This window comes from Pedobacter sp. N36a, from assembly GCF_014472395.1.
Lineage (GTDB): Bacteria > Bacteroidota > Bacteroidia > Sphingobacteriales > Sphingobacteriaceae > Pedobacter.
In genome coordinates, this window is sequence record NZ_JACSZW010000005.1 from 24,503 (window position 1) to 42,843 (window position 18,341).

The 18,341-nt window shown below is 39.7% G+C and carries 19 protein-coding genes; 8 read left to right on the forward strand and 11 right to left on the reverse strand.

Annotated elements, in window-relative coordinates:
- Positions 1–74: 74 nt before the first annotated feature.
- A complete protein-coding gene (locus tag H9X96_RS11135; RefSeq protein ID WP_255431081.1) occupies positions 75–1,358 on the forward strand; it encodes a M20 family metallopeptidase in 1,284 nt (427 codons plus the stop codon).
- A gap of 3 nt (positions 1,359–1,361) precedes the next feature.
- Here H9X96_RS11135 and H9X96_RS11140 read toward each other — a convergent pair whose 3' ends face one another.
- Together H9X96_RS11140 and H9X96_RS11145 are read right to left on the reverse strand one after the other, a co-directional pair.
- Complete coding sequence (locus H9X96_RS11140) at positions 1,362–2,054, reverse strand: YafY family protein (protein WP_187666359.1); 693 nt, start codon at positions 2,052–2,054, stop codon at positions 1,362–1,364.
- Between the two features lie 102 nt (positions 2,055–2,156).
- Positions 2,157–2,996, reverse strand: a complete 840-nt coding sequence (locus H9X96_RS11145) for an AraC family transcriptional regulator (RefSeq protein WP_187666360.1) — start codon at positions 2,994–2,996, stop codon at positions 2,157–2,159.
- A 113-nt stretch (positions 2,997–3,109) separates the two neighbouring features.
- Here H9X96_RS11145 and H9X96_RS11150 point away from each other — a divergent pair, with 113 nt between their 5' ends.
- Positions 3,110–3,895 carry a siderophore-interacting protein gene (locus tag H9X96_RS11150; protein WP_187666361.1) on the forward strand — a complete coding sequence of 262 codons (786 nt, stop codon included), beginning with the start codon at positions 3,110–3,112 and terminating at the stop codon, positions 3,893–3,895.
- 124 nt (positions 3,896–4,019) lie between these two features.
- Here the strand turns inward: H9X96_RS11150 and H9X96_RS11155 are convergent, their stop codons facing one another.
- Positions 4,020–5,012, reverse strand: a complete 993-nt coding sequence (locus H9X96_RS11155; RefSeq protein WP_187666362.1) for a 2-hydroxyacid dehydrogenase — start codon at positions 5,010–5,012, stop codon at positions 4,020–4,022.
- Positions 5,013–5,228: 216 nt separating this feature from the next.
- Between H9X96_RS11155 and H9X96_RS11160 the strand changes: the two genes are divergently transcribed.
- The gene (locus H9X96_RS11160) at positions 5,229–6,548 is read left to right on the forward strand and encodes a paraquat-inducible protein A (RefSeq protein ID WP_255431082.1); all 1,320 of its coding nucleotides are present in this window, start codon (positions 5,229–5,231) and stop codon (positions 6,546–6,548) included.
- Positions 6,535–7,836: a paraquat-inducible protein A gene (locus tag H9X96_RS11165; protein ID WP_187666363.1), complete on the forward strand. Its 1,302-nt coding sequence runs from the start codon at positions 6,535–6,537 to the stop codon at positions 7,834–7,836. Before H9X96_RS11160 ends, H9X96_RS11165 begins: the two co-directional genes overlap by 14 nt.
- An 88-nt stretch (positions 7,837–7,924) precedes the next feature.
- Here H9X96_RS11165 and H9X96_RS11170 read toward each other — a convergent pair whose 3' ends face one another.
- The 3 genes from H9X96_RS11170 to H9X96_RS11180 all read right to left on the reverse strand — a co-directional run bounded on the left by H9X96_RS11170 (position 7,925) and on the right by H9X96_RS11180 (position 9,846).
- Positions 7,925–8,620, reverse strand: a complete 696-nt coding sequence (locus H9X96_RS11170) for a type 1 glutamine amidotransferase domain-containing protein (RefSeq protein WP_222943889.1) — start codon at positions 8,618–8,620, stop codon at positions 7,925–7,927.
- Positions 8,621–8,665: 45 nt separating this feature from the next.
- Positions 8,666–9,121 carry a PA2169 family four-helix-bundle protein gene (locus H9X96_RS11175; protein WP_187666364.1) on the reverse strand — a complete coding sequence of 152 codons (456 nt, stop codon included), beginning with the start codon at positions 9,119–9,121 and terminating at the stop codon, positions 8,666–8,668.
- A gap of 74 nt (positions 9,122–9,195) precedes the next feature.
- On the reverse strand, positions 9,196–9,846 hold the full coding sequence (locus H9X96_RS11180; protein ID WP_187666365.1) for a competence protein: 651 nt from the start codon (positions 9,844–9,846) through the stop codon (positions 9,196–9,198).
- Positions 9,847–10,166: 320 nt separating this feature from the next.
- Between H9X96_RS11180 and H9X96_RS11185 the strand changes: the two genes are divergently transcribed.
- Both H9X96_RS11185 and H9X96_RS11190 read left to right on the forward strand, forming a co-directional pair.
- Positions 10,167–10,595 carry a DUF1810 domain-containing protein gene (locus H9X96_RS11185; RefSeq protein ID WP_187666366.1) on the forward strand — a complete coding sequence of 143 codons (429 nt, stop codon included), beginning with the start codon at positions 10,167–10,169 and terminating at the stop codon, positions 10,593–10,595.
- A 123-nt stretch (positions 10,596–10,718) separates the two neighbouring features.
- The gene (locus tag H9X96_RS11190; RefSeq protein ID WP_187666367.1) at positions 10,719–10,946 is read left to right on the forward strand and encodes a hypothetical protein; all 228 of its coding nucleotides are present in this window, start codon (positions 10,719–10,721) and stop codon (positions 10,944–10,946) included.
- 8 nt (positions 10,947–10,954) lie between these two features.
- On the opposite strand, the gene H9X96_RS11195 is transcribed toward H9X96_RS11190, so the two are convergent.
- A complete protein-coding gene (locus H9X96_RS11195) occupies positions 10,955–11,614 on the reverse strand; it encodes a response regulator transcription factor (RefSeq protein ID WP_187666368.1) in 660 nt (219 codons plus the stop codon).
- 168 nt (positions 11,615–11,782) lie between these two features.
- A complete protein-coding gene (locus H9X96_RS11200; RefSeq protein ID WP_187666369.1) occupies positions 11,783–12,742 on the reverse strand; it encodes a YihY/virulence factor BrkB family protein in 960 nt (319 codons plus the stop codon).
- 215 nt (positions 12,743–12,957) lie between these two features.
- Between H9X96_RS11200 and H9X96_RS11205 the strand changes: the two genes are divergently transcribed.
- Both H9X96_RS11205 and H9X96_RS11210 read left to right on the forward strand, forming a co-directional pair.
- Complete coding sequence (locus H9X96_RS11205) at positions 12,958–13,422, forward strand: PA2169 family four-helix-bundle protein (protein ID WP_187666370.1); 465 nt, start codon at positions 12,958–12,960, stop codon at positions 13,420–13,422.
- 102 nt (positions 13,423–13,524) lie between these two features.
- Positions 13,525–14,013 carry an ankyrin repeat domain-containing protein gene (locus H9X96_RS11210; protein WP_255431083.1) on the forward strand — a complete coding sequence of 163 codons (489 nt, stop codon included), beginning with the start codon at positions 13,525–13,527 and terminating at the stop codon, positions 14,011–14,013.
- Between the two features lie 75 nt (positions 14,014–14,088).
- On the opposite strand, the gene H9X96_RS11215 is transcribed toward H9X96_RS11210, so the two are convergent.
- From H9X96_RS11215 to H9X96_RS11225, 3 genes are all read right to left on the reverse strand, one after another.
- Positions 14,089–16,278 (reverse strand): catalase, encoded by a 2,190-nt coding sequence (locus H9X96_RS11215; protein WP_187666371.1) that lies wholly within the window; start codon positions 16,276–16,278, stop codon positions 14,089–14,091.
- Between the two features lie 407 nt (positions 16,279–16,685).
- Positions 16,686–17,930, reverse strand: coding sequence for a M56 family metallopeptidase (locus H9X96_RS11220; RefSeq protein ID WP_187666372.1), 1,245 nt, complete (start codon positions 17,928–17,930; stop codon positions 16,686–16,688).
- 3 nt (positions 17,931–17,933) lie between these two features.
- Positions 17,934–18,320: a BlaI/MecI/CopY family transcriptional regulator gene (locus H9X96_RS11225; protein WP_222943890.1), complete on the reverse strand. Its 387-nt coding sequence runs from the start codon at positions 18,318–18,320 to the stop codon at positions 17,934–17,936.
- Positions 18,321–18,341 lie beyond the last annotated feature (21 nt).

The window sequence follows — 18,341 nt, forward strand, 5'->3', positions numbered from 1 at the left end:
AAAATATGGTGGGCTGGATAAAAGGGTGTAACATTAAAACATTTGGTGTTGTCCTACATGGTAGAATATATCACATGAAAACTACCCTATCCATCATCTTTACCATGCTTGGTCTATTGAGCTTCGGACAGACAAATAAGATCAATGTCCTAGATCACAAATTGATTGGTATGGAAACCGACAAAATTTATGATAAATTGGTAAAGATCAGAAGGGATTTTCATACCCACCCTGAACTGGCAGGCAAAGAAAAACGTAGTCAGCAAGTCATAAAAGACTATTTACTGAATTTAGGAATTGAGGTTGATACCACTATTTACGCGCACAGTGTTGTAGGGATTATAAAAGGAGGCAAAAAAGGAACAAGAAAAATTGCATGGCGAGCTGACATGGATGCCTTGCCAAGTGACTTCCCTGAGCAGCTGAGTTTCAAGTCTAAAGTACCAGGTGTGCAGCACGGTTGCGGCCATGATGTGCATTTAGCAATTGGACTGGGAATAGCCGAAATCCTTGCAAAACATAAAGAATCACTAAAGGGAACCGTATATCTCCTATTTCAGCCAGAAGAAGAAACTTTTGCCGGAGCAAAAAACATGATTGACAATGGTTTAGTTTCTAAATTTGATCCTTCTGAAATTTATGCACTACATGTAACGGCTTTACCGGTTGGACAAATTATGGTTAAACCTAATGAAATGTTTGCCTACCAAAAGCGCGTCAGAATTAAACTTAAGAATAGCGTAACGAATGAAGAAGCCAAAGCACTTGCCGGCAAAATATATCAATCTTTATCACGCGCAAAGAACGATAGTAAACCTTGGGAAGTGCAAAATATGAGTGACCACAGAGATGGATTAATGCAGCCAAATACCATCTTTAATGATTACCTCATTATGGATAAAAATTTCATGATATCTTCAAAAAATGAAGAACTGTTTTTAGACACCTATTTATATGAAACGAATCAAGCGCAGCTTGAAAAAATAATACCTGCAATCGAGCAAGTCATCAAAAAAGAAAATTACACAGCGCAATTAGTTTCAGTTTCGTTTATTCAGGGCAACCCCACAATATACAATGATGAAAATTTAACAAAAAAATCAATGAAGATCTTACAAGGAATTTATGGCGACCATTCAATTGTCCGCAGTTATGGACAGGTTCCTTTTTTTAATGATGATTTTGCCTATTTTCAACAAAAAGTACCGGGCGTATATTTTTTTCTAGGTGGATCAAATTTAGAAAAAGGATTGGTTGCAATGAATCATGCAGCTAATTTTATGGTTGATGAAGAAAGCATAAAAATTGGCGTAAAAAGCTTCTCCTCCCTTATTATGGAAAGATTGAATCGGAAATAAATATTAATAGTATTTATCAAAATATTGCTGCAAGGTCATCTGATGCGGACTGAATTTCTCATCGAGGACTTCCAGCTTTCGGATTCGGTCTATACGAAAATACCTAAATTCATCTCTTAAGCGGCACCATGCAATCAACAACCAATTTTCTGTTGTGCTGACTAGAGCAAAGGGCTCAATTAATCGATCAGAGATACTTCCAGCTTCATTTATATATTCAATTTTAATGATTAGAAAGTTGGTTAAGGCAAGCTGAAGATCAGATAGGTTATTACTGCTTTTCGCGCTTTTTACATTGAGTTCAAAACGAGTTCGCTCTGTAAGTAACATCGCTTTATCTTTAACTTTATAACCCAATACTGCTTTAATTTTCTCTACAGCCTCGATATAATCATTTACAAATGAGGTGTCTTTATTTTTAAGTACCAGTTGCTCGGCGAGAATTAAAGCGTTTGCCTGTTTTTCGGTAAACATGACTGGCGGCACTCTATAACCTTCCATTAATCGATAACCTTTCCCCTCCTCCGTTAAAACAGGAACACCTGCCTGTTCCAGCGCTCTTATATCTCTATATATGGTTCTAGTACTTACTGAAAACTTTTTGGCAAGTTCAGTTGCCGTCAATGTATGCCGCGTTTGTAATTGAGTCAAAATTGCGGTTAGACGTGAAAGTCTTTTCGTATCGTTATCAATCATTATTTAATTTATTCAAGTCGACCATCAGTTTTTCAGCAATTTGCTATCCTTAATTTAAGGGCTGCAATTATACACATACCATTTATATAAACATCATTTATTTCATCGAGATGCCTTCTGCCGGTAGTCGGATGGGCTCAGGCCATATTGCTTTTTGAAGCGTTTATAAAAATGACTTTCATCCGAATAGCCAAATGAGCGGCAGATTTGAGAAATGGTATCCGTAGTATGGGTCAGCAAATAGGCTGTTGCTGTTAATCTCTCACGACCTATATATCCTTTAATTGAAATGCCTATTTCTTGTTTAAAATAAATGGGCAGCTGATGTAATGGCATTCGAAAAGTTTCCGCCATAAAAGGAAGGGCTAGCATTTTAGGATCTTTTATATTTTTATGGATATGCTTTAATATTTTATCAATCATCTTCAGGCCTGATTGCTTCAGGTTTTTATTTTCCCCAAACGAGAGGTTACGTTCAATGATAGCGACAAGGCTCAGCAGTTGAAAATAAAATAGATTCTCATTTTTTTCAGGATGTTCGTTCATATCCAGCATCAGGAAAACTATCTTTTCGGCAAGTGCGCGGTCATTATTTTCCAGTCGCACTTTTAGATTTAGCGGAGACTTTGCTTTCGACAGGGAAACGATGACATTGCTACTTTGATCGATCAGCCCCCTTAACACACGTTTTCCTGCTTCTGTAAAGCGGCTTGTAATCAATTCTATTTCAGTGTTAGCCGAAATACGATATTGCTTCATGCGGTTGATAAAAAAGATATCGCCCTTTTCAAAGCTGACCTCCTGTCCACCCTTTTTTAATTTGCCAGTCCCCGAACAAATATAGAGGAACTCGTAAAAATCATTGACAAGCTCCTGTTCTACACCTTCGCTGAAGGTAACGCGCTGCACATTTACTGCACTAAATTGCCTTAAAGACCTCATGGATTAAAGGTATAAATAACAACATCTTAAACCATAGGATTCTCTGAAATGTACCAATGTTTATGAGAAATGTACAAATCTATAACTGTAGCTCCTCCTAACTTTGCCCTAAGATGAATGACGATATAAAGCAAGAAAAGATGAAACATGAAATGATGAGGGGCATACTCACTATAAAATCAAAAACTTTTCTCAGTCCACATTACATCAGTGTGGTTTTGGAGGGTGAGGACCTGAAAAACTTCAAAAATGCTGAGATTGGCGACAACAATAAACTGCTGGTTCCAGTCAAAGGATCTAAAAAGGTTATTTTTCCAATAACTGGAGTACCACAAGATGAAACTGCAGTAACAGTGATGAGAACTTACACTTTGAGAAACCTAGATCTGGAAAAACAGGAAATGACCATTGAGTTTGTTGCCCATGGTGAGGAGGGGCCTGCTTCTGCCTGGGCGATTTCATCTGAAATAGGTGACCAGCTAGGCGTAATGATGAAAAAAAAGGATAAAAAGATCTTTCAGCCTGCTGACTGGTATCTTTTTGCTGGAGACCATACCGCTCTGCCTGTTATTAGTGTACTGCTGGAATCTATGCAGGAAAATGCCATTGGCGAGGCTCTGATAGAGGTTCGGGGAGCAGAAGATATGATAGAACTTAAACACCCGGCGGGCGTAAATGTGGTTTGGTTATTCAACGCAACACCAGGTATCGGCTCTGCTCTTCCTGAGCTATTTCGTTGGGCAAAGATCCCTAGTCAGGGAACCAGGTTCATTTTTGCTGCCGCCGAGTCGAGGGCTATCACTGAAATTCAGGATTTCCTAAAAACTCTACCAGCGCTGAGCAGGAATGAATGGAAGGCTTACTCCTATTGGAAACTGGGCCAATCAGCGCATGAGTAGGCCAGAGAACGAGAATGTTATCCAATCCTGGATTAACGCTCATTTCGCATATCTTTCCTAACAATTATCCTGCAATGATCATTTTCTATAGCAATTTGTACTGAAATCTTCCTGATTTACCTACTTAGCGAAGCATTTCAATACGATTTACCAATGGTGCCCCGCTTTGAAAAGCATCAATGTTACCAAAGGTTACTTTGGCGATTTCTGTCAGGGCCTCCTGCGTCAAAAATCCCTGGTGACCGGTGATCAGTACATTTGGAAAAGAAATCAATTGACTCAGCTGTTCATCCGCAATGATCGATTCAGAAAAATCATGAAAAAAGAAATCCGATTCCTGCTCATAAACATCCAGACCAAGCGAACCGATCACACCCGATTTTAAGGCTAGAATAACGGATTTGGTGTCAACTAGTCCACCCCTACTGGTATTGATCAGCATCGCACTAGGTTTAATAGATTTGAGGCGCTGTTCGTTAATTAAATAGTGCGTATCGGCAGTCAGCGGACAATGCAATGAAATGATATCAGCACCATCCAATGTTTCTTCCAGGGAACCATATTTTACCCCTAATTGCTGCATCTCCTGCGATGGGAAAGGATCATGAGCTTTGATCTCACAGCCAAATCCCTTTAAAATCCGACAAAAAGCTTGTCCAATATTTCCTGTGCCAATAACGGCAACTTTACGCAGATTTAGATTTATACCCATTAGCTTTTCCAGGGAGAAATTACCTTCTCTAACCCGGTTATAGGCCTTATGTGTTTTTCGGTTGAGCGTTAAAATCAAAGCCATGGCATGTTCAGCAACTGCTTCCGGAGAATAAGCTGGAACACGCAAAACCGGAATCTGCAATTCTTCCGCGTACTGGACATCCACATTATTGAATCCTGCACAGCGCAGCACCACTAACTTTAGACCGGATTGCTGCAATTTATCAAGGATAACTTTGTTCAAAACATCATTAACGAAGATGCAAATGACTTCAAATCCAGCCGCTAAAACTGCAGATTCTTCGGAAAGGGACACTTTAAAAAAAGTGATTTGATGTCCGGTATTGTACTGGTTTAAAAAATCTTCGTCATATTGGTTTGTACTAAAAACTGCAATTTTCATAAATCTGAGGTGTTATAAAGAATTTTTCAGCATTTCTAATGCTATCTGCTGAAGATAAGAATATTTATATATTTTACTATTTATTAACCAGTTTATAATTGCCCAATTTCTTTTTATTATTTCAAATCATTTAAATGGATTTAAAACAAATGTTAATCCGGCGTTGTTCATCAGAAGAAATAAAATAACTATTGAAACAAGTCCATTTCGAAGCCGATGCATGAACCTCCTATTTCCAGAAAGAAGCCCGCCTTTTCTAAGCTTTTGCTGATTTTCGGCCTTGCAATTTTATTAAGTGCGGAAGGATACTTTGGTTACCATTTACACCAGCTTTCAGAGCAGCAGGAACAAATTAAAGAAGATTACTCCAATATCAATAACATCAGCTCAGGATTGTTCTCTGTGGAACAATGGCGGGATAAGGTAGCAGGGATTGTTAGTCATCAAATCCGTGATTTTACCCTCAGCCCAAAACAAAAGAAAGCGCTCCAGAAGGAGGTCGAGCAAATCATAATTGCACTTATCGATAAGGCCGAGGCGCTGATTAATAAGCCGAAAAAAACCATTGATGGAAAGATTAAGAAGTTTTTAGTAAAGAGTTTTGTCCACACAGATAACTTCAGAAAAAAGGCACCTGGTTTATCAGAGGAAATCATTGCTAAGGTTTATAACCCCAGGAATAAAAAAAAGCTCAGCAAAGTGGCGATGTCCAAGTTTGATGCATTGGAAAGAGCGGAATTTCTGGACAGCACTGTAGCCGCTACGAAGGCTGCAACTGAAAAAATCTACAAAAAATACGGGGCTTCCTCTAATGAAGAATTAAACAAGAAACTGATTTCTTCCCTTTCGAAGATCAGGACTGCCACCTACAATTACTCCTTTGCAATGCTGGGCTGTATCGCTATCGTTTTATCGTTATGGTGGATCTTAAGAAAACGGGCTGATCTATATGCCACTCTCTTCATCATGTCCTTGCTATTTGCATTTATTCTACTTTTTATAGGATTAACCGCCTCTATGATTGAGGTAGATGCAAGGATCAAAGCGGTGGATTTTGTGGTGCTGGGGGAACATGTTGTATTTGAGAATCAGGTATTATTTTTTCAGAGCAAGAGTATTCTAGATGTAGTCCGCGTATTGATGGCGCAGCCCGCTGCAGATGCGATATTGGTTGGCGTTCTGATTTTGATTTTTAGCATCCTCTTCCCCGTCATGAAACTGAGTGCGACCGGCATTCACCTCCTCAGCAAAAAGAAGATTGCCAAAAACAGGATCATCAGATATTTCGCTTTTCAATCGGGTAAGTGGAGCATGGCAGATGTGATCGTCATTGCCATCCTGATGGTTTACATCGGCCTGAATGGGCTGTTAGATAGCCAATTGAAGAGCTTAAATATAAAAAGTGACGATTTAAATGTCATTACGACCAACAATACTGCACTCCAGCCTGGATTTATCATATTCATCAGCTTTGTATTATACGGGCTTATTTTGTCGACCATACTAAAATTCATTTCTCCGCATGAAAATCACTAGAAAAACAGTCTTGTCCAAATCACTGCTTATTGCCGGCTTGAGTTTGCTGCTTTGCGCGGAGGCTTGGTTTGGTTACCACGTATCTGTACTTTCTAATCAGCAGCAGGAGATCAAAACAGATTACAGCGTAGCCAACAACATCACCTTTGGCATCCTATCCGTAGACCAGTGGCGCGAGAAAATGGCTGCTGTAGTTGATCAGAAGGTCAACGAATTTAACATGACTTCCCTCCAGAAAAAGGACCTTCAGAAAAAGGTAGCAAAGCAATTGAACGGTCTTGTAGATCAGGCAGTAGCTGAGGTCAATAAACCACAGAAGAGCATTGGCGGCAAACTCAAAAAACTGGCATTCAACGCCATCGTTGACCCGGAAGAAATCAAGGCTGAAGTGCCCACTTTCGCTGCTACAATCGTAGAGAAAATCAATAAGCCTGCAAGTAAGAAAAGGATAAAAAGCATCATCAGCAGTAAAGTCGACCAGCTGGAAAAAGAAACTTTCGACAATACGGAGCCCGCCAGCGTTACCGTGAAAAGGCATATTTATAAAAAGTACCACGTCAATAATACCCCAGACTTTGAGAAAACGATCCATTCAAAGTTGAGCAGCAATCAAACATTGCTGTATAAGTACACTTATGCGATGATTGGCTGTTTATTGCTGGCCTTAAGCCTCTGGCTGTTTCTCAAGAGACAAGTAAGCCTGCATACTACACTATATATTCTCTCTTTGCTGTTTGCATTTGTGCTCTTGCTGGTCGGTATCACAGCTTCCATCATAGAAGTTGACGCACGCATTCAATCGCTAAATTTTACACTGCTTAGTGAAAAGCTAGCTTTTAACAACCAGGTATTATTTTTCCAGAGCAAAAGTATCACTGGAGTGATTGCGTCCTTAGTTCAGCAGCCTAAACCTGATTCCGTACTGGTTGGGATCCTCATCATGCTTTTCGTGATCATTCTACCGGTATTGCGGATGGTGGGTAAAGGCGTACTGATCTGGGGAAGGGAAAAATACGCTGATCATAAACTGGTTAGATTCTTAGCTTTAGATTTAGGCAAATGGGATATGGCGGATGTGATGGTGGTTGGCATTGCGATGACTTATATTGGCTTAAATGGGATCTTGCAGAGTCAGCTCTCTAGTTTAAATATACAGGAAGAGCTGCTTTCTACGGTCACACAAAATAATACCTCTTTGCAGCCAGGCTATTATATATTTGTCGCCTACGTAGTTTACGTATCCCTGTTATCTTTGATTTTAAAGCGCATTAAACCGATAGAAAAATAATCCCCGGATCAAAACACTTATCTACAGAAAAGCCAGGCTTAGATCGCAATTCTAAGCCTGGCTTTTTATAGCGTATTACCTCTATTGATTAATTCTTAATATCCTGCTGCAAAAGCTCAATTAAAGCCTTTGCAGTCGGCCCTGCTGATAGAGGATTCTGCCCGGTAATCAACAGCCCATCGGTTTCTACATGAGAGAAAAATGGGACTAAGGCAGATTTAAAATCAGCACCAAGGGCAACCAGTTTATCCTGCAGCTTATACGGAATATTATCCGACCGGCCTACTAATGTTTCTTCGGCATTGGTAAAACCAGTGAGTCGCTTGCCCGATAATAAACCCGGTACGAGTTCTGCTGCCTTAATTAAAGCTGCCGGGCCGTGGCAGACTGCAGCCACAGGCTTATTCGCTTGAAAAAACTCCAGAATGAGTTTTCCGCTAAGTTCATTAGTGGCCAGATCCCATAACGGACCATGACCTCCTGGAAAAAACACGGCATCAAAATCAGCCGCAGCCAATTCTGCAAGCTTATGAGTATGCTCAAATGCCTCCTGCGCCGATTCATCATCCAAAAACCTACGGTTAGCACCTGTAATATTTTCTGTTAATTCACTCATGCCATCTACAGGAGGTTTCCCACCTGAAGGGCTGGCTAGCGTCACCTGGTAACCCTGATCAATAAACTCATAATAAGGATCAGTAAATTCTCCAAGCCATACGCCTGTTTTACTATCGGTATTTTCCATCAGCTGATGGGAAGTCAAGATCATCAGTATTCGTTTCATAAAAATAATTTAGGACAGTAAAAAATTAAATCCAGTATAATGACCTTATCGCAGCAGGCGCTGGTGGTAGGTCTCCATCTCTTTTAAAGCTTCCAGGATTCCGGTTCGCTGTCTTTGCAATAGCGCGATATGATCTGCATGAGCCGTATCATCTTCCAGCACTTTATCATACTTTTCAAGCGCCGCATTTTCTCCTGTCTCAATTGCTTCAAGAATAGCAGTATCCTCTTTGCTGCTGATTGCCTGTTTGATGTCTATCCAGGTACGGTGCAAAACGCCTAAAATCCCGCCTTCTTCATTATCCGAATTTCCTCCATGCTGGGCGATGTGGTTTTTTAGTTCAACCGCAAAAGCAGCACGCTGGGCAGCATATTTTAAAAACACCGCTTTTAACTCCTTGCTATAAGTAGCCTCACTTGCAGATTCATAACCTTCTTTTCCATCGTTTACGATGTTGACCAATCCTTTCAGGTCGCTAATGATCTCTTTATTTGTTTCCATAGGTATATCGCTTTTTGTCTTTCAACAACAAGCCGTATCCGGTAAAGTTTTGAGTACCCAGCGATTAAAAGCCCTTAGACCTGCCAGTATGTAGAGATAAAGTTCTTTCGGGGAATCATGTGGAGATATGAATAATTTCCGGACAACTGTGTGCGCTGTTTAAGCTGATAAAGAAAATGCCCCCCCAGGTCGACTATAATTGGACATTTTGCCTGGTACCATACGCGATGCGGATGCTTCCAGCAAAAAGAGTAATAGTGACTGGTTAATGGGATTTTTTTCAGTTCCGGATGATGGAAGTTTAATATTTTAGGTTTTGGCATCCCATTAAAAAGCTCAGATTTCCTGATCATTGAAAGGTGGTCACTGTGGCAAAATTCAAACGCAGCAAGACTCGGATCATCTACATCTGGCAAGTGCTTCAAGATACGAAAGCCTTTAAATTTTCTTCCATTCAAAACCCATACCAGTTTAGGGTAAAAAGATTCTCTGCTTTCCAGTTCCTCTATAGCGATTGGTGAATTTTGAAATTCTATCGCAGTACCACAAGCGGTGTATACGTCGGCCCGATGGTGCTGTCTGGTCAGCTCATCCCAAAAGCAGACTTCCTGAAAAGAAGCAGGAAAAGCCTTTTTCCAGTTCTTATGCCAGGGCGTTTCCCCATAACAACTGATTGGTTGACGGAGTATGTTTTCTTCAGAACAATGCAATGCATTAAAACTCATAAAAATAGCTTAAACTTCAGAACCACAAATATAAACTAAAAATATTAGTAGACAAATCTTAAAAAAGAGTTTAATTATTCACCAGTTTCATGAATCCTTCAGTGTAACGTTCAACGCGGACGGTTTAAGTATGAAGCCCATGCTGAGGGCCATGTCGGATTGGGGAAATATGCACCGGACAAAGCTGAACCCGGATGCCGAGGTGGTGGACTCAGAATTTTACAGCCAGCTAATATTTATACACTTATACTTTTCTTATGATGAATAAACTACTACATTAGGTAAACCATTTCCAGATGCCTTTTTTTAACGCTACCAATATGAAGTCACACAACCTTGAAAGATTCCTTACCGCTCAAAAATCAGCCTATCAAACTGCACTAAATGAATTAAAAGCGGGAAAAAAACAAAGTCATTGGATGTGGTACATTTTCCCACAAATCCAGGGACTTGGTTATACTGAAACCAATAAACAATATGCAATTGCAGACTTAGCAGAGGCCGCTGAATATCTAAATCATCGAGTTTTAGGTCCGAGACTAATATTATTATGTCAGACGCTCCTTCAATTGGAGACCAATGATGCCCATCGGATTTTTGACAGTCCTGATGATTTAAAGTTAAAATCCTGCATGACCTTATTTTCAGCTGTTTCAGACACTGATCCTATCTTCGAAAAAGTGCTTCAAAAATTCTATAACGGATTAAAGGATCACATTACCATAAAAATCATCAACCTGCAAGGCTGATATTTTCAATTCAAAAATTCCACCTCGCTGACACAACAAACTGAAGGACATCAGCTTAGCACCTCGTCCTAAAATGTGGATAAATTCTGAGCAATGCAGATGAATTCTTAATACCTTTACATTATGAAAATTGGGATTTATATCATGCTTACTTTCTTCGTTTTTGGCACGTGCTATTTTGTAGGAGTAGTCCTTAAAAACCCTGAGGTTGCTTATGGAATAGGATTGATCATGATTTCATTGTTGTTCTGGAATATCGTCCAGCGCTCCAAAAAAGCGGCTAAAAGAAAGCATAGGGAACGCATGTTCCTTCAGCACATGAGAATGACCCATAAAAACCAATGGCATTAAATTCCTGCTTAGGAGCTTGATTTTAAGATGCCATTTAAAAGGGCATACCTAATTAATGCGGCTGTATTTCTAACCCCACTTTTTTCAATCATTGCTTGTCTATAGCCCTCTATTGTTCTTTTACTAACGAACAATTTATCGGCCATCTCGAGATTTGTCATTCCTTCAGCTATAAGTTGCAGAACCTCAGCTTCCCTTATTGAAAATTCAACTTTCAGTTCCTCCTTTTCTACAAAGCTGCGGCCAGTTAAAGGCTTCCTCTCTAAAAGATTCATGGTCAACTCAGTCCCTAGATATTTACCCCCATTATTGATGTGTTTAATTGCGAAAATTAGTTCATTCGTGCTTACACTCTTCAGTAAATAGCCTGATGCCCCTTTCTGAAAAGCTTTTTGAATATACAATTCATGATCATGCATGGAAAGCATTAAGATTTTAACAGTTGGATGAGTTCTTTTAACCTCTTTTAATAAAGATATACCATCCATCTCCGGCATATTAATATCAGTCAAAATCATATCTGCATAGCCTCCTGAATTTAAATAATCCAAGACTTGCTTACCCTGAGCGGCTTCAAAAGCAATATTTATATCACTATCAGTATCCAATAGTAATCTTATACCATTTCTTACCACATTATGATCCTCAACTAGAATGACCTGTATCATAAATAAATCCTATTAAATTTAAATATTGCTTTTTTTTGATGGTTATTTTTGCCTGATCTTTCAAGACTATTTTAAATAACAGCCCAGGAATATGTTTGTTTTATCAGTAATTAGCCAGTTTTACTCGCTTTGACACTAAGACATTCAATATGCTTAATGATCAGGTATTTATTTAGGAATTTCTGCATTTTCCTGAATAGAATTTTGCCCAGTTTCTATTTCAATTTCCTTAGTGGTGACTGCATATGGAGAGGGATGTATTTCTGAGCCATAAGCAACTGCATAGGCTTTTGTAAATTCAGCACCAACAAACAAAATAATCGCTGAATAATAGGTCCATAGCAGTAGAATGACCAATGAACCAGCAGCTCCATAAGTACTGCCTACATCGCTCTGTCCGATGTAAAGTGAAATTCCAAATTTCCCCAGCATAAACAGAATTGCAGTCACCACAGAGCCAAATAATACATCCTTCCATTTAATCCTGGCATCTGGAAGCACTCTAAAAATCACACCAAAAATAAGGGAGATGACCGCCAGGGTAAGTAATTGGTTTAATATATAAAAAACAATTACAGAGACCTCAGAAAACCGCGCTTGAAGACGTGCATTAAACCCATCTAAAATAGTAGTAATCGCTAAAGATACCAGTAAGATAAAGCCAAGGCTGATGATGACAGAAAAGGAAAGAAACCTGTTTTGCAGCATTTTTAGCCAGCCTCGTTTGGGTTTAGCTTTTAGCCCCCAAATGGTATTTATGGAATCTTGTATATCAGCAAAAACAGTAGTTGCTCCAATTAAAAGCGTCACTAATCCTATGGTAAAGGCCAGTGTATCTTTCTCCCCTATGGCTGCGTTTGCAACGATTTGCTGTAATTGTAAAGCAGTCTCTTTACCCATAAAACCAGCCAATTGTGAATAGATTTCACCTTGAGCAGCTTCCTGTCCGAGAAATATACCACATAGAGAAATCACTACAACTAGAAGAGGAGCCATGGAAAAGACCGTATAATATGCCAATGAACCACTCAATTTTGTCACTTTATGATCGTTAAACCCGTTAAAGGTCGCTTTTAATATATTCCAAACCCCTTTAAAGTTTTCTTTTTCATTTTTCGTTGCTTTCATAATTTTGTTAAATCTGGCATTTTATTGCGGTATCAATTCCAACTATAAACTCGTTCAAAAGCAAATATGTTTTCATTTACCTTAATTCCATCATCATCATCCCCCCTATCAGGCGAGCATCAGCACTGCAGCTTTCTGTGAATTAATAAAATTTATATTTTTAAAACCACATTGGTTTACGGAATGTTCTAGGAGTTCAACAAAAAACTACTACTATGAATGTAACAGAAAAATCAATTTCGGTATTAAACGATCTGACAGAAATCAACAATGACCGTATAGCAGGATTTGAAAAAGCAATTGCTGATATTAAAGATGAGAATATAGATTTAAAAGCCATCTTTCAACAGTATAGCAGCCAGAGCAGGAAATTCAGCCAGGAGCTTACCGCTATTGTCGCAGGCTATGGAGAAGAGGTAGAAACGGGCAATAGCGTTGCTGGTACCTTACATAGGGCCTGGATAGATGTAAAATCTCTATTTGGTGGTAGCGATCGTGCAAGTATTCTTTCTGAAGCTGAGCGTGGTGAAGATGCCATTAAAGCGGCATATACTTTGGCCTTGGAAAAAGGTGAACTGACTGGCGAAGCATTAGAAACAGTGAGCAGACAAGCACAGGATATTAAAGCCGCGCACGATGCCATTAAAGCGCTGAGAGATGCTGCAAAAATCACCAGCTAATTTATTAATATGATCAACCTACAAAGCTGGAAAGCGTAATTTCCGGCTTTGTATTCCTTGATGACAACCTCTTTTATAAAGACTTGCAATGCCTAGTTAATAATGCTTACACACATGATTCATAATCCTCAAACTACCATTCATGCTTCCCGAATTGGAAACATTGAAGTACTACAAGAATTAATCCGACTAGAAGCCGACCTTAATGCAAGCGATGAGAAAGGATATACCCCACTTATTATTTCCTGCTACAACAATCAATATGAGGCTGCAAAGTTATTGATTGAACATGGTGCAGCACTCAATTCACAAGATCAAGGAGGCAATACTGCGCTAATGGGGGTATCCTTTAAAGGATACCTTAGCATCGCTGAGCTGCTGATTCATCATGGTGCAGACCTCAACCTGCAGCATGGCAATGGTGGAACTGCCTTAATGTTTGCTGCTATGTTTGGTAGAAATGACGTCTTAAAGTTATTATTGAGCGAGGGCGCCGATAAAACCATTCTGGATATCCGTGGTTTGTCGGTATTGGATCATGCTGCACAGCAGGGAAATGAAGAAGCACTTAGAATAATAGAACAGTATTAGAGACACTTGATCATAAACTTAATGATAAAAGAAATGCCCGGTCATAATTGCCGGGCATTTTTCATTTTAATTTAATTATGCAGGAACCTTTCTTGGTTTCTCCCTATTCCAAAAACGATGCTGTGAGATGGCCAATATAAATTGTTTGGCCAGTAATGCAGGATCTGTTTCCAGCACAATACCTTCCTGAATTACCGTTTGATCTTTAGCATCTTTAGGCAGTTTTCCTGATAAATAGGTCAACTCCAGTAATTTTACAGCTTGCTGATCCACTGCAATCGCTTTACAATGTTTGAAAGCCTCATTCAAAAAGTGAATCGCATTCGCCTCCCCTTTAAGCGTTTCAGTACTCTCCTTTCCACCTGGTACATAAACTGCATCATAAAGCACAGAGGCAGCAGTTAAAAAACTCTGATCTACAGGAAATTTAGTCCCATCCGAACCTTTGACTGCACCCAGTTTTGGCGCAATAATTTCTACCACTCCACCTGCCGCAAGCAATGCTTTCTTAACGGTATCCAATGATTTTGAATCCAGCCCATCGGCTACAAGAAAAGCCACTTTTCTCGTCTTAATCGTATCTTTAATAGTATTAGCCATACTCAATGCCTCAGACTTTTCCAGGGTACTTTTTACCGAAATTGGTTCAAAATCAGCCTGTTTTCCATCAGCAGGAACACTATGATTGATAGGTTCCTGAGGTCCTTTAGGCACTTCCAGTCCAAGTGCTATTGCAACATCTGCTGCAAGTTTCTGATTAATTCTGGTTAGAATACCCACCATTCTTTCCCTTATCGCTACTGTTTTTACTTTTCCAAGTTCAAAACTTAAAGCATCTGTAATGTGGTTCTTCTCAGGCTCAGATTGACTATTAAAAAACAAGGTCGCCTGGCTAAAATGGTCAAAGAAGCTTTTACTTCTTGCTCTTACTTTTTTAGCATCTATACGTTCCTGATAAGAAGTAAAACCTCCATCGGCAGCCTTAGCCTGCTGCGGATCATTGTTTCCCAGCGCATTCGGGCCATAACTCGTTTTCCCCTTGTTAATCGTTTGCCGCATAAATCCATCGCGCTGATTATTATGTACGGGAACGATAGGTCTGTTAATTGGAATCTCATGGAAATTAGGTCCTCCAAGTCTAATCAACTGGGTGTCTGTATAAGAAAACAGTCTGCCCTGCATTAATGGATCATTGGTAAAATCAATTCCTGGAACAATATGCCCTACATGAAAAGCCACCTGTTCAGTTTCCGCAAAGAAGTTATCCGGGTTGCGGTTTAAGGTCATTTTCCCAATACGCTGTACCGGCACCAATTCCTCGGGGATGAGTTTAGTTGGATCTAACAGATCAAATTCAAACTTGAACTCATCTGCCTCTGGAACAATTTGTACGCCCAGTTCCCATTCCGGAAAAGCACCGCTTTCAATGGCTTCCCATAAATCTCTTCTATGAAAATCTGAGTCCTTACCGGAGATATTTTGAGCTTCATCCCATGCTACGGAATGAACACCCAATAAAGGTTTCCAGTGAAACTTAACGAAACAACCCGCTCCTTTTTCATTAATGAATCTGAAAGTATGTACGCCAAATCCCTCCATCATTCTTAAGCTTCTTGGAATTGCCCGGTCGCTCATTGCCCACATGATCATGTGTGCGGATTCAGGCATTAAAGAAATAAAGTCCCAGAAAGTGTCATGTGCCGAAGCGGCCTGGGGCATTTCATGGTCTGGCTCTGGCTTTACTGCATGAATTAGATCCGGAAATTTCATCGCATCCTGAATAAAGAAAACAGGCATATTATTTCCTACCAAATCAAAGTTACCCTGCTGCGTATAAAACTTAACAGCAAATCCTCTTACGTCCCGCGCCAAATCCGTTGATCCACGGGATCCGGCAACTGTAGAAAAACGAACAAAAACAGGTGTCTCGGTTGTGGTATCTTTTAAGAAATGTGCTTTGGTGAAAGCAGATTGGGATTCATACAGTTTAAATACTCCATGCGCTCCTGAACCTCTTGCATGTACAATACGCTCAGGAATTCGCTCATGATCAAAATGAGTGATTTTCTCCCTTAAGATAAAATCTTCCAATAAGGTTGCTCCCCGCTCCCCTACTTTCAGTGAATTCTGATCATCATTAATTCGGACACCATGATCGGTTGTCATGAACTCTCCGGAAGCATCCGCCGAATGCGGCTTTAAATGCTTTATCTTTTCGTTTTCCGGTTGATTTCCCGGTTTTGCCTGTGATTTTTGCTTTGCCATAGGTTTTTAATTGAATGAAGATGTGTTTTATTAGGCTTTACCATAGAACTGATGACGTCAAAAATTGTTTCAGGAGGGATCTAAAAAGAAAAGCCTTGATAATCATAAATCTTCAAGGCTTTCCTTTTTCTTAAATACAAGGGGTTTTTCAGCTGATTATTCTTCCTATCGCTTCTTCTATATTAATGTCCATCCTAATTATTATACCTTTAAATGATCTATAATGTGATTTGATAAATTCTGGACACTTCGTCCCAAGGGGGATACCCCTGCCCGATATAATTGAAACCATACCTTTCATGATATTTAACAATTTACTTTTAATTACAGTAATTTCATAGTGACCTCCTCCTATTGAAATTCGGCAAGAATGCCAAGAAGTAAAGCACATTACCTATACCAACAGGCTATAGTTGTTTCTTAGAAGTAATCAGGACTACCCCATTTTTACCACGTTCGCCATAAACATCAGTGGCTGAAGTACCCTTCAAAACATCTATAGATTCAATCGTCTCCGATTTAATCTGGTTGATGTCATAATGAATTTCCTGACCATCCAGGTAAACCAGAACAGCTGATGCAGCAGCAGTGGGAGCCGATTGTTTAGGCTTCATGTTGACTTCCTTTGCCTCACCTTTAACTGTAGCAGTCCGCTTCTTTTGCCGGTTTGCCGCGGCAGTATTGGCTAAAATTTCTGGCCCCGCATCATGCTTTGAAAGCCTTGGAGCGGTTACTTCTGCAGCTCGTAGCACTGGAGCTATAATTTCTGAAGCTTTCCCTCCCGGATCCGCTACAAATATAGGTTTTGCAAAGGCCCATAGAAAAACCGCAAGCAGTGGAAGTAACACCAGAACGATCAGCTTTTTTGTCGCAGCAGAAGCAGCTTTTGTCATCATTTTAACACGCTTCAATTTATCATAATGTGCAAAAGAACTTGACAAAGCGAATACCGGGGTTCCCAAGCTATGGTTCAGCAATGCAGCACGGTATAATCCTACCGGATTCCCCTTTGCCAGCACCGCAGTATCTGCAAGAAATTCATGATTCTGCTTGATGCAATAGGTATACACCCATATCAATGGATTGAACCATTGAAAAATGCAAAGCAATTGAGATAGCAACAGGTCCAGCCAATGAAATTGCTTTACATGTGCCAGCTCATGCTCAAAAATCAGTTTCTTTTCTATTTCCGAGGTTTCAGCAGAACCATTTACAAGGATATAATTGAAAACTGAAAATGACGCCTTCAAATCGTTGGTTTTGACTAACCTATAGCCCTTCATTTCCGTAAATCCATATTTACGAATCAGACTTTTCAGCTTGTTTAAACCTATAAAATAACGAAGCCCTAAAAACACAATTCCCAAAGCATAAACGACAATTAAAAACACGTAAATCAGGGGTAATCCAGTAGTCGTTTCGACAACATCGGTTTGGTTTGAAGCGGGTAAAACAGCCGCGACAGTAACTGTATTTACCTTAAAAGTATAAGTGTAAAATGGCAGCAAAGCTGCCGTTACCAAGCCCGTCAGCAAGAAATATCTGTTAAAACGGTAAAAGGTCTCGTTTTTTAGAAAACACCAGTACACTGCTAAAAATCCGGTGATGCATACCGTAGATTTTAAAAGATATATCGCCAACTGTTCCATCATCAATTATTTTTCTTCTTCTTTTTTCAATTGATCTTTTGTATCTCTAATGAGCAGATCGAGTTCTTCAATGGTATAATTGTTTTCCTTCGCAAAGAATGAGGTCATCGCTGCAAATGAGTTGTTGAAGTAATTTCTTAGTAAACCTGACAGTTGAGATTTTGAATAGGCTTCTTTAGCCACTAAAGGCGTATACACGTTCGTTCTACCTAAACTATTATGGGAAACAAAGCCCTTGTTCTCTAATATGGTCAATACGGTAGACACAGTAGTCCTTGCAGGCTTTGGATCTTCCAGTTGATCACGGATTTCCTGCACTGTACCTTCATTCAGGGTCCACAATGCCTGCATGATCTGCTCTTCTGCTCTCGTCAATTGCACTCCTTTTTCCATTTAATAAACTTACGACTATTT

What these genes read in the sequence shown, in the direction of transcription:
- H9X96_RS11150 (WP_187666361.1), top strand. Translation starts at nt 3,110, where the DNA reads ATGAATGACGATATAAAGCAAGAAAAGATGAAACATGAAATGATGAGG.
- H9X96_RS11210 (WP_255431083.1), top strand. Translation starts at nt 13,525, where the DNA reads ATGCTTACACACATGATTCATAATCCTCAAACTACCATTCATGCTTCC.
- H9X96_RS11170 (WP_222943889.1), bottom strand. Translation starts at nt 8,620, where the DNA reads ATGAAACGAATACTGATGATCTTGACTTCCCATCAGCTGATGGAAAAT.
- H9X96_RS11215 (WP_187666371.1), bottom strand. Translation starts at nt 16,278, where the DNA reads ATGGCAAAGCAAAAATCACAGGCAAAACCGGGAAATCAACCGGAAAAC.
- H9X96_RS11180 (WP_187666365.1), bottom strand. Translation starts at nt 9,846, where the DNA reads ATGAGTTTTAATGCATTGCATTGTTCTGAAGAAAACATACTCCGTCAA.
- H9X96_RS11165 (WP_187666363.1), top strand. Translation starts at nt 6,535, where the DNA reads ATGAAAATCACTAGAAAAACAGTCTTGTCCAAATCACTGCTTATTGCC.
- H9X96_RS11135 (WP_255431081.1), top strand. Translation starts at nt 75, where the DNA reads ATGAAAACTACCCTATCCATCATCTTTACCATGCTTGGTCTATTGAGC.
- H9X96_RS11175 (WP_187666364.1), bottom strand. Translation starts at nt 9,121, where the DNA reads ATGGAAACAAATAAAGAGATCATTAGCGACCTGAAAGGATTGGTCAAC.
- H9X96_RS11220 (WP_187666372.1), bottom strand. Translation starts at nt 17,930, where the DNA reads ATGATGGAACAGTTGGCGATATATCTTTTAAAATCTACGGTATGCATC.
- H9X96_RS11155 (WP_187666362.1), bottom strand. Translation starts at nt 5,012, where the DNA reads ATGAAAATTGCAGTTTTTAGTACAAACCAATATGACGAAGATTTTTTA.
- H9X96_RS11190 (WP_187666367.1), top strand. Translation starts at nt 10,719, where the DNA reads ATGAAAATTGGGATTTATATCATGCTTACTTTCTTCGTTTTTGGCACG.
- H9X96_RS11195 (WP_187666368.1), bottom strand. Translation starts at nt 11,614, where the DNA reads ATGATACAGGTCATTCTAGTTGAGGATCATAATGTGGTAAGAAATGGT.
- H9X96_RS11160 (WP_255431082.1), top strand. Translation starts at nt 5,229, where the DNA reads ATGCATGAACCTCCTATTTCCAGAAAGAAGCCCGCCTTTTCTAAGCTT.
- H9X96_RS11185 (WP_187666366.1), top strand. Translation starts at nt 10,167, where the DNA reads ATGAAGTCACACAACCTTGAAAGATTCCTTACCGCTCAAAAATCAGCC.
- H9X96_RS11145 (WP_187666360.1), bottom strand. Translation starts at nt 2,996, where the DNA reads ATGAGGTCTTTAAGGCAATTTAGTGCAGTAAATGTGCAGCGCGTTACC.
- H9X96_RS11225 (WP_222943890.1), bottom strand. Translation starts at nt 18,320, where the DNA reads ATGGAAAAAGGAGTGCAATTGACGAGAGCAGAAGAGCAGATCATGCAG.
- H9X96_RS11205 (WP_187666370.1), top strand. Translation starts at nt 12,958, where the DNA reads ATGAATGTAACAGAAAAATCAATTTCGGTATTAAACGATCTGACAGAA.
- H9X96_RS11140 (WP_187666359.1), bottom strand. Translation starts at nt 2,054, where the DNA reads ATGATTGATAACGATACGAAAAGACTTTCACGTCTAACCGCAATTTTG.
- H9X96_RS11200 (WP_187666369.1), bottom strand. Translation starts at nt 12,742, where the DNA reads ATGAAAGCAACGAAAAATGAAAAAGAAAACTTTAAAGGGGTTTGGAAT.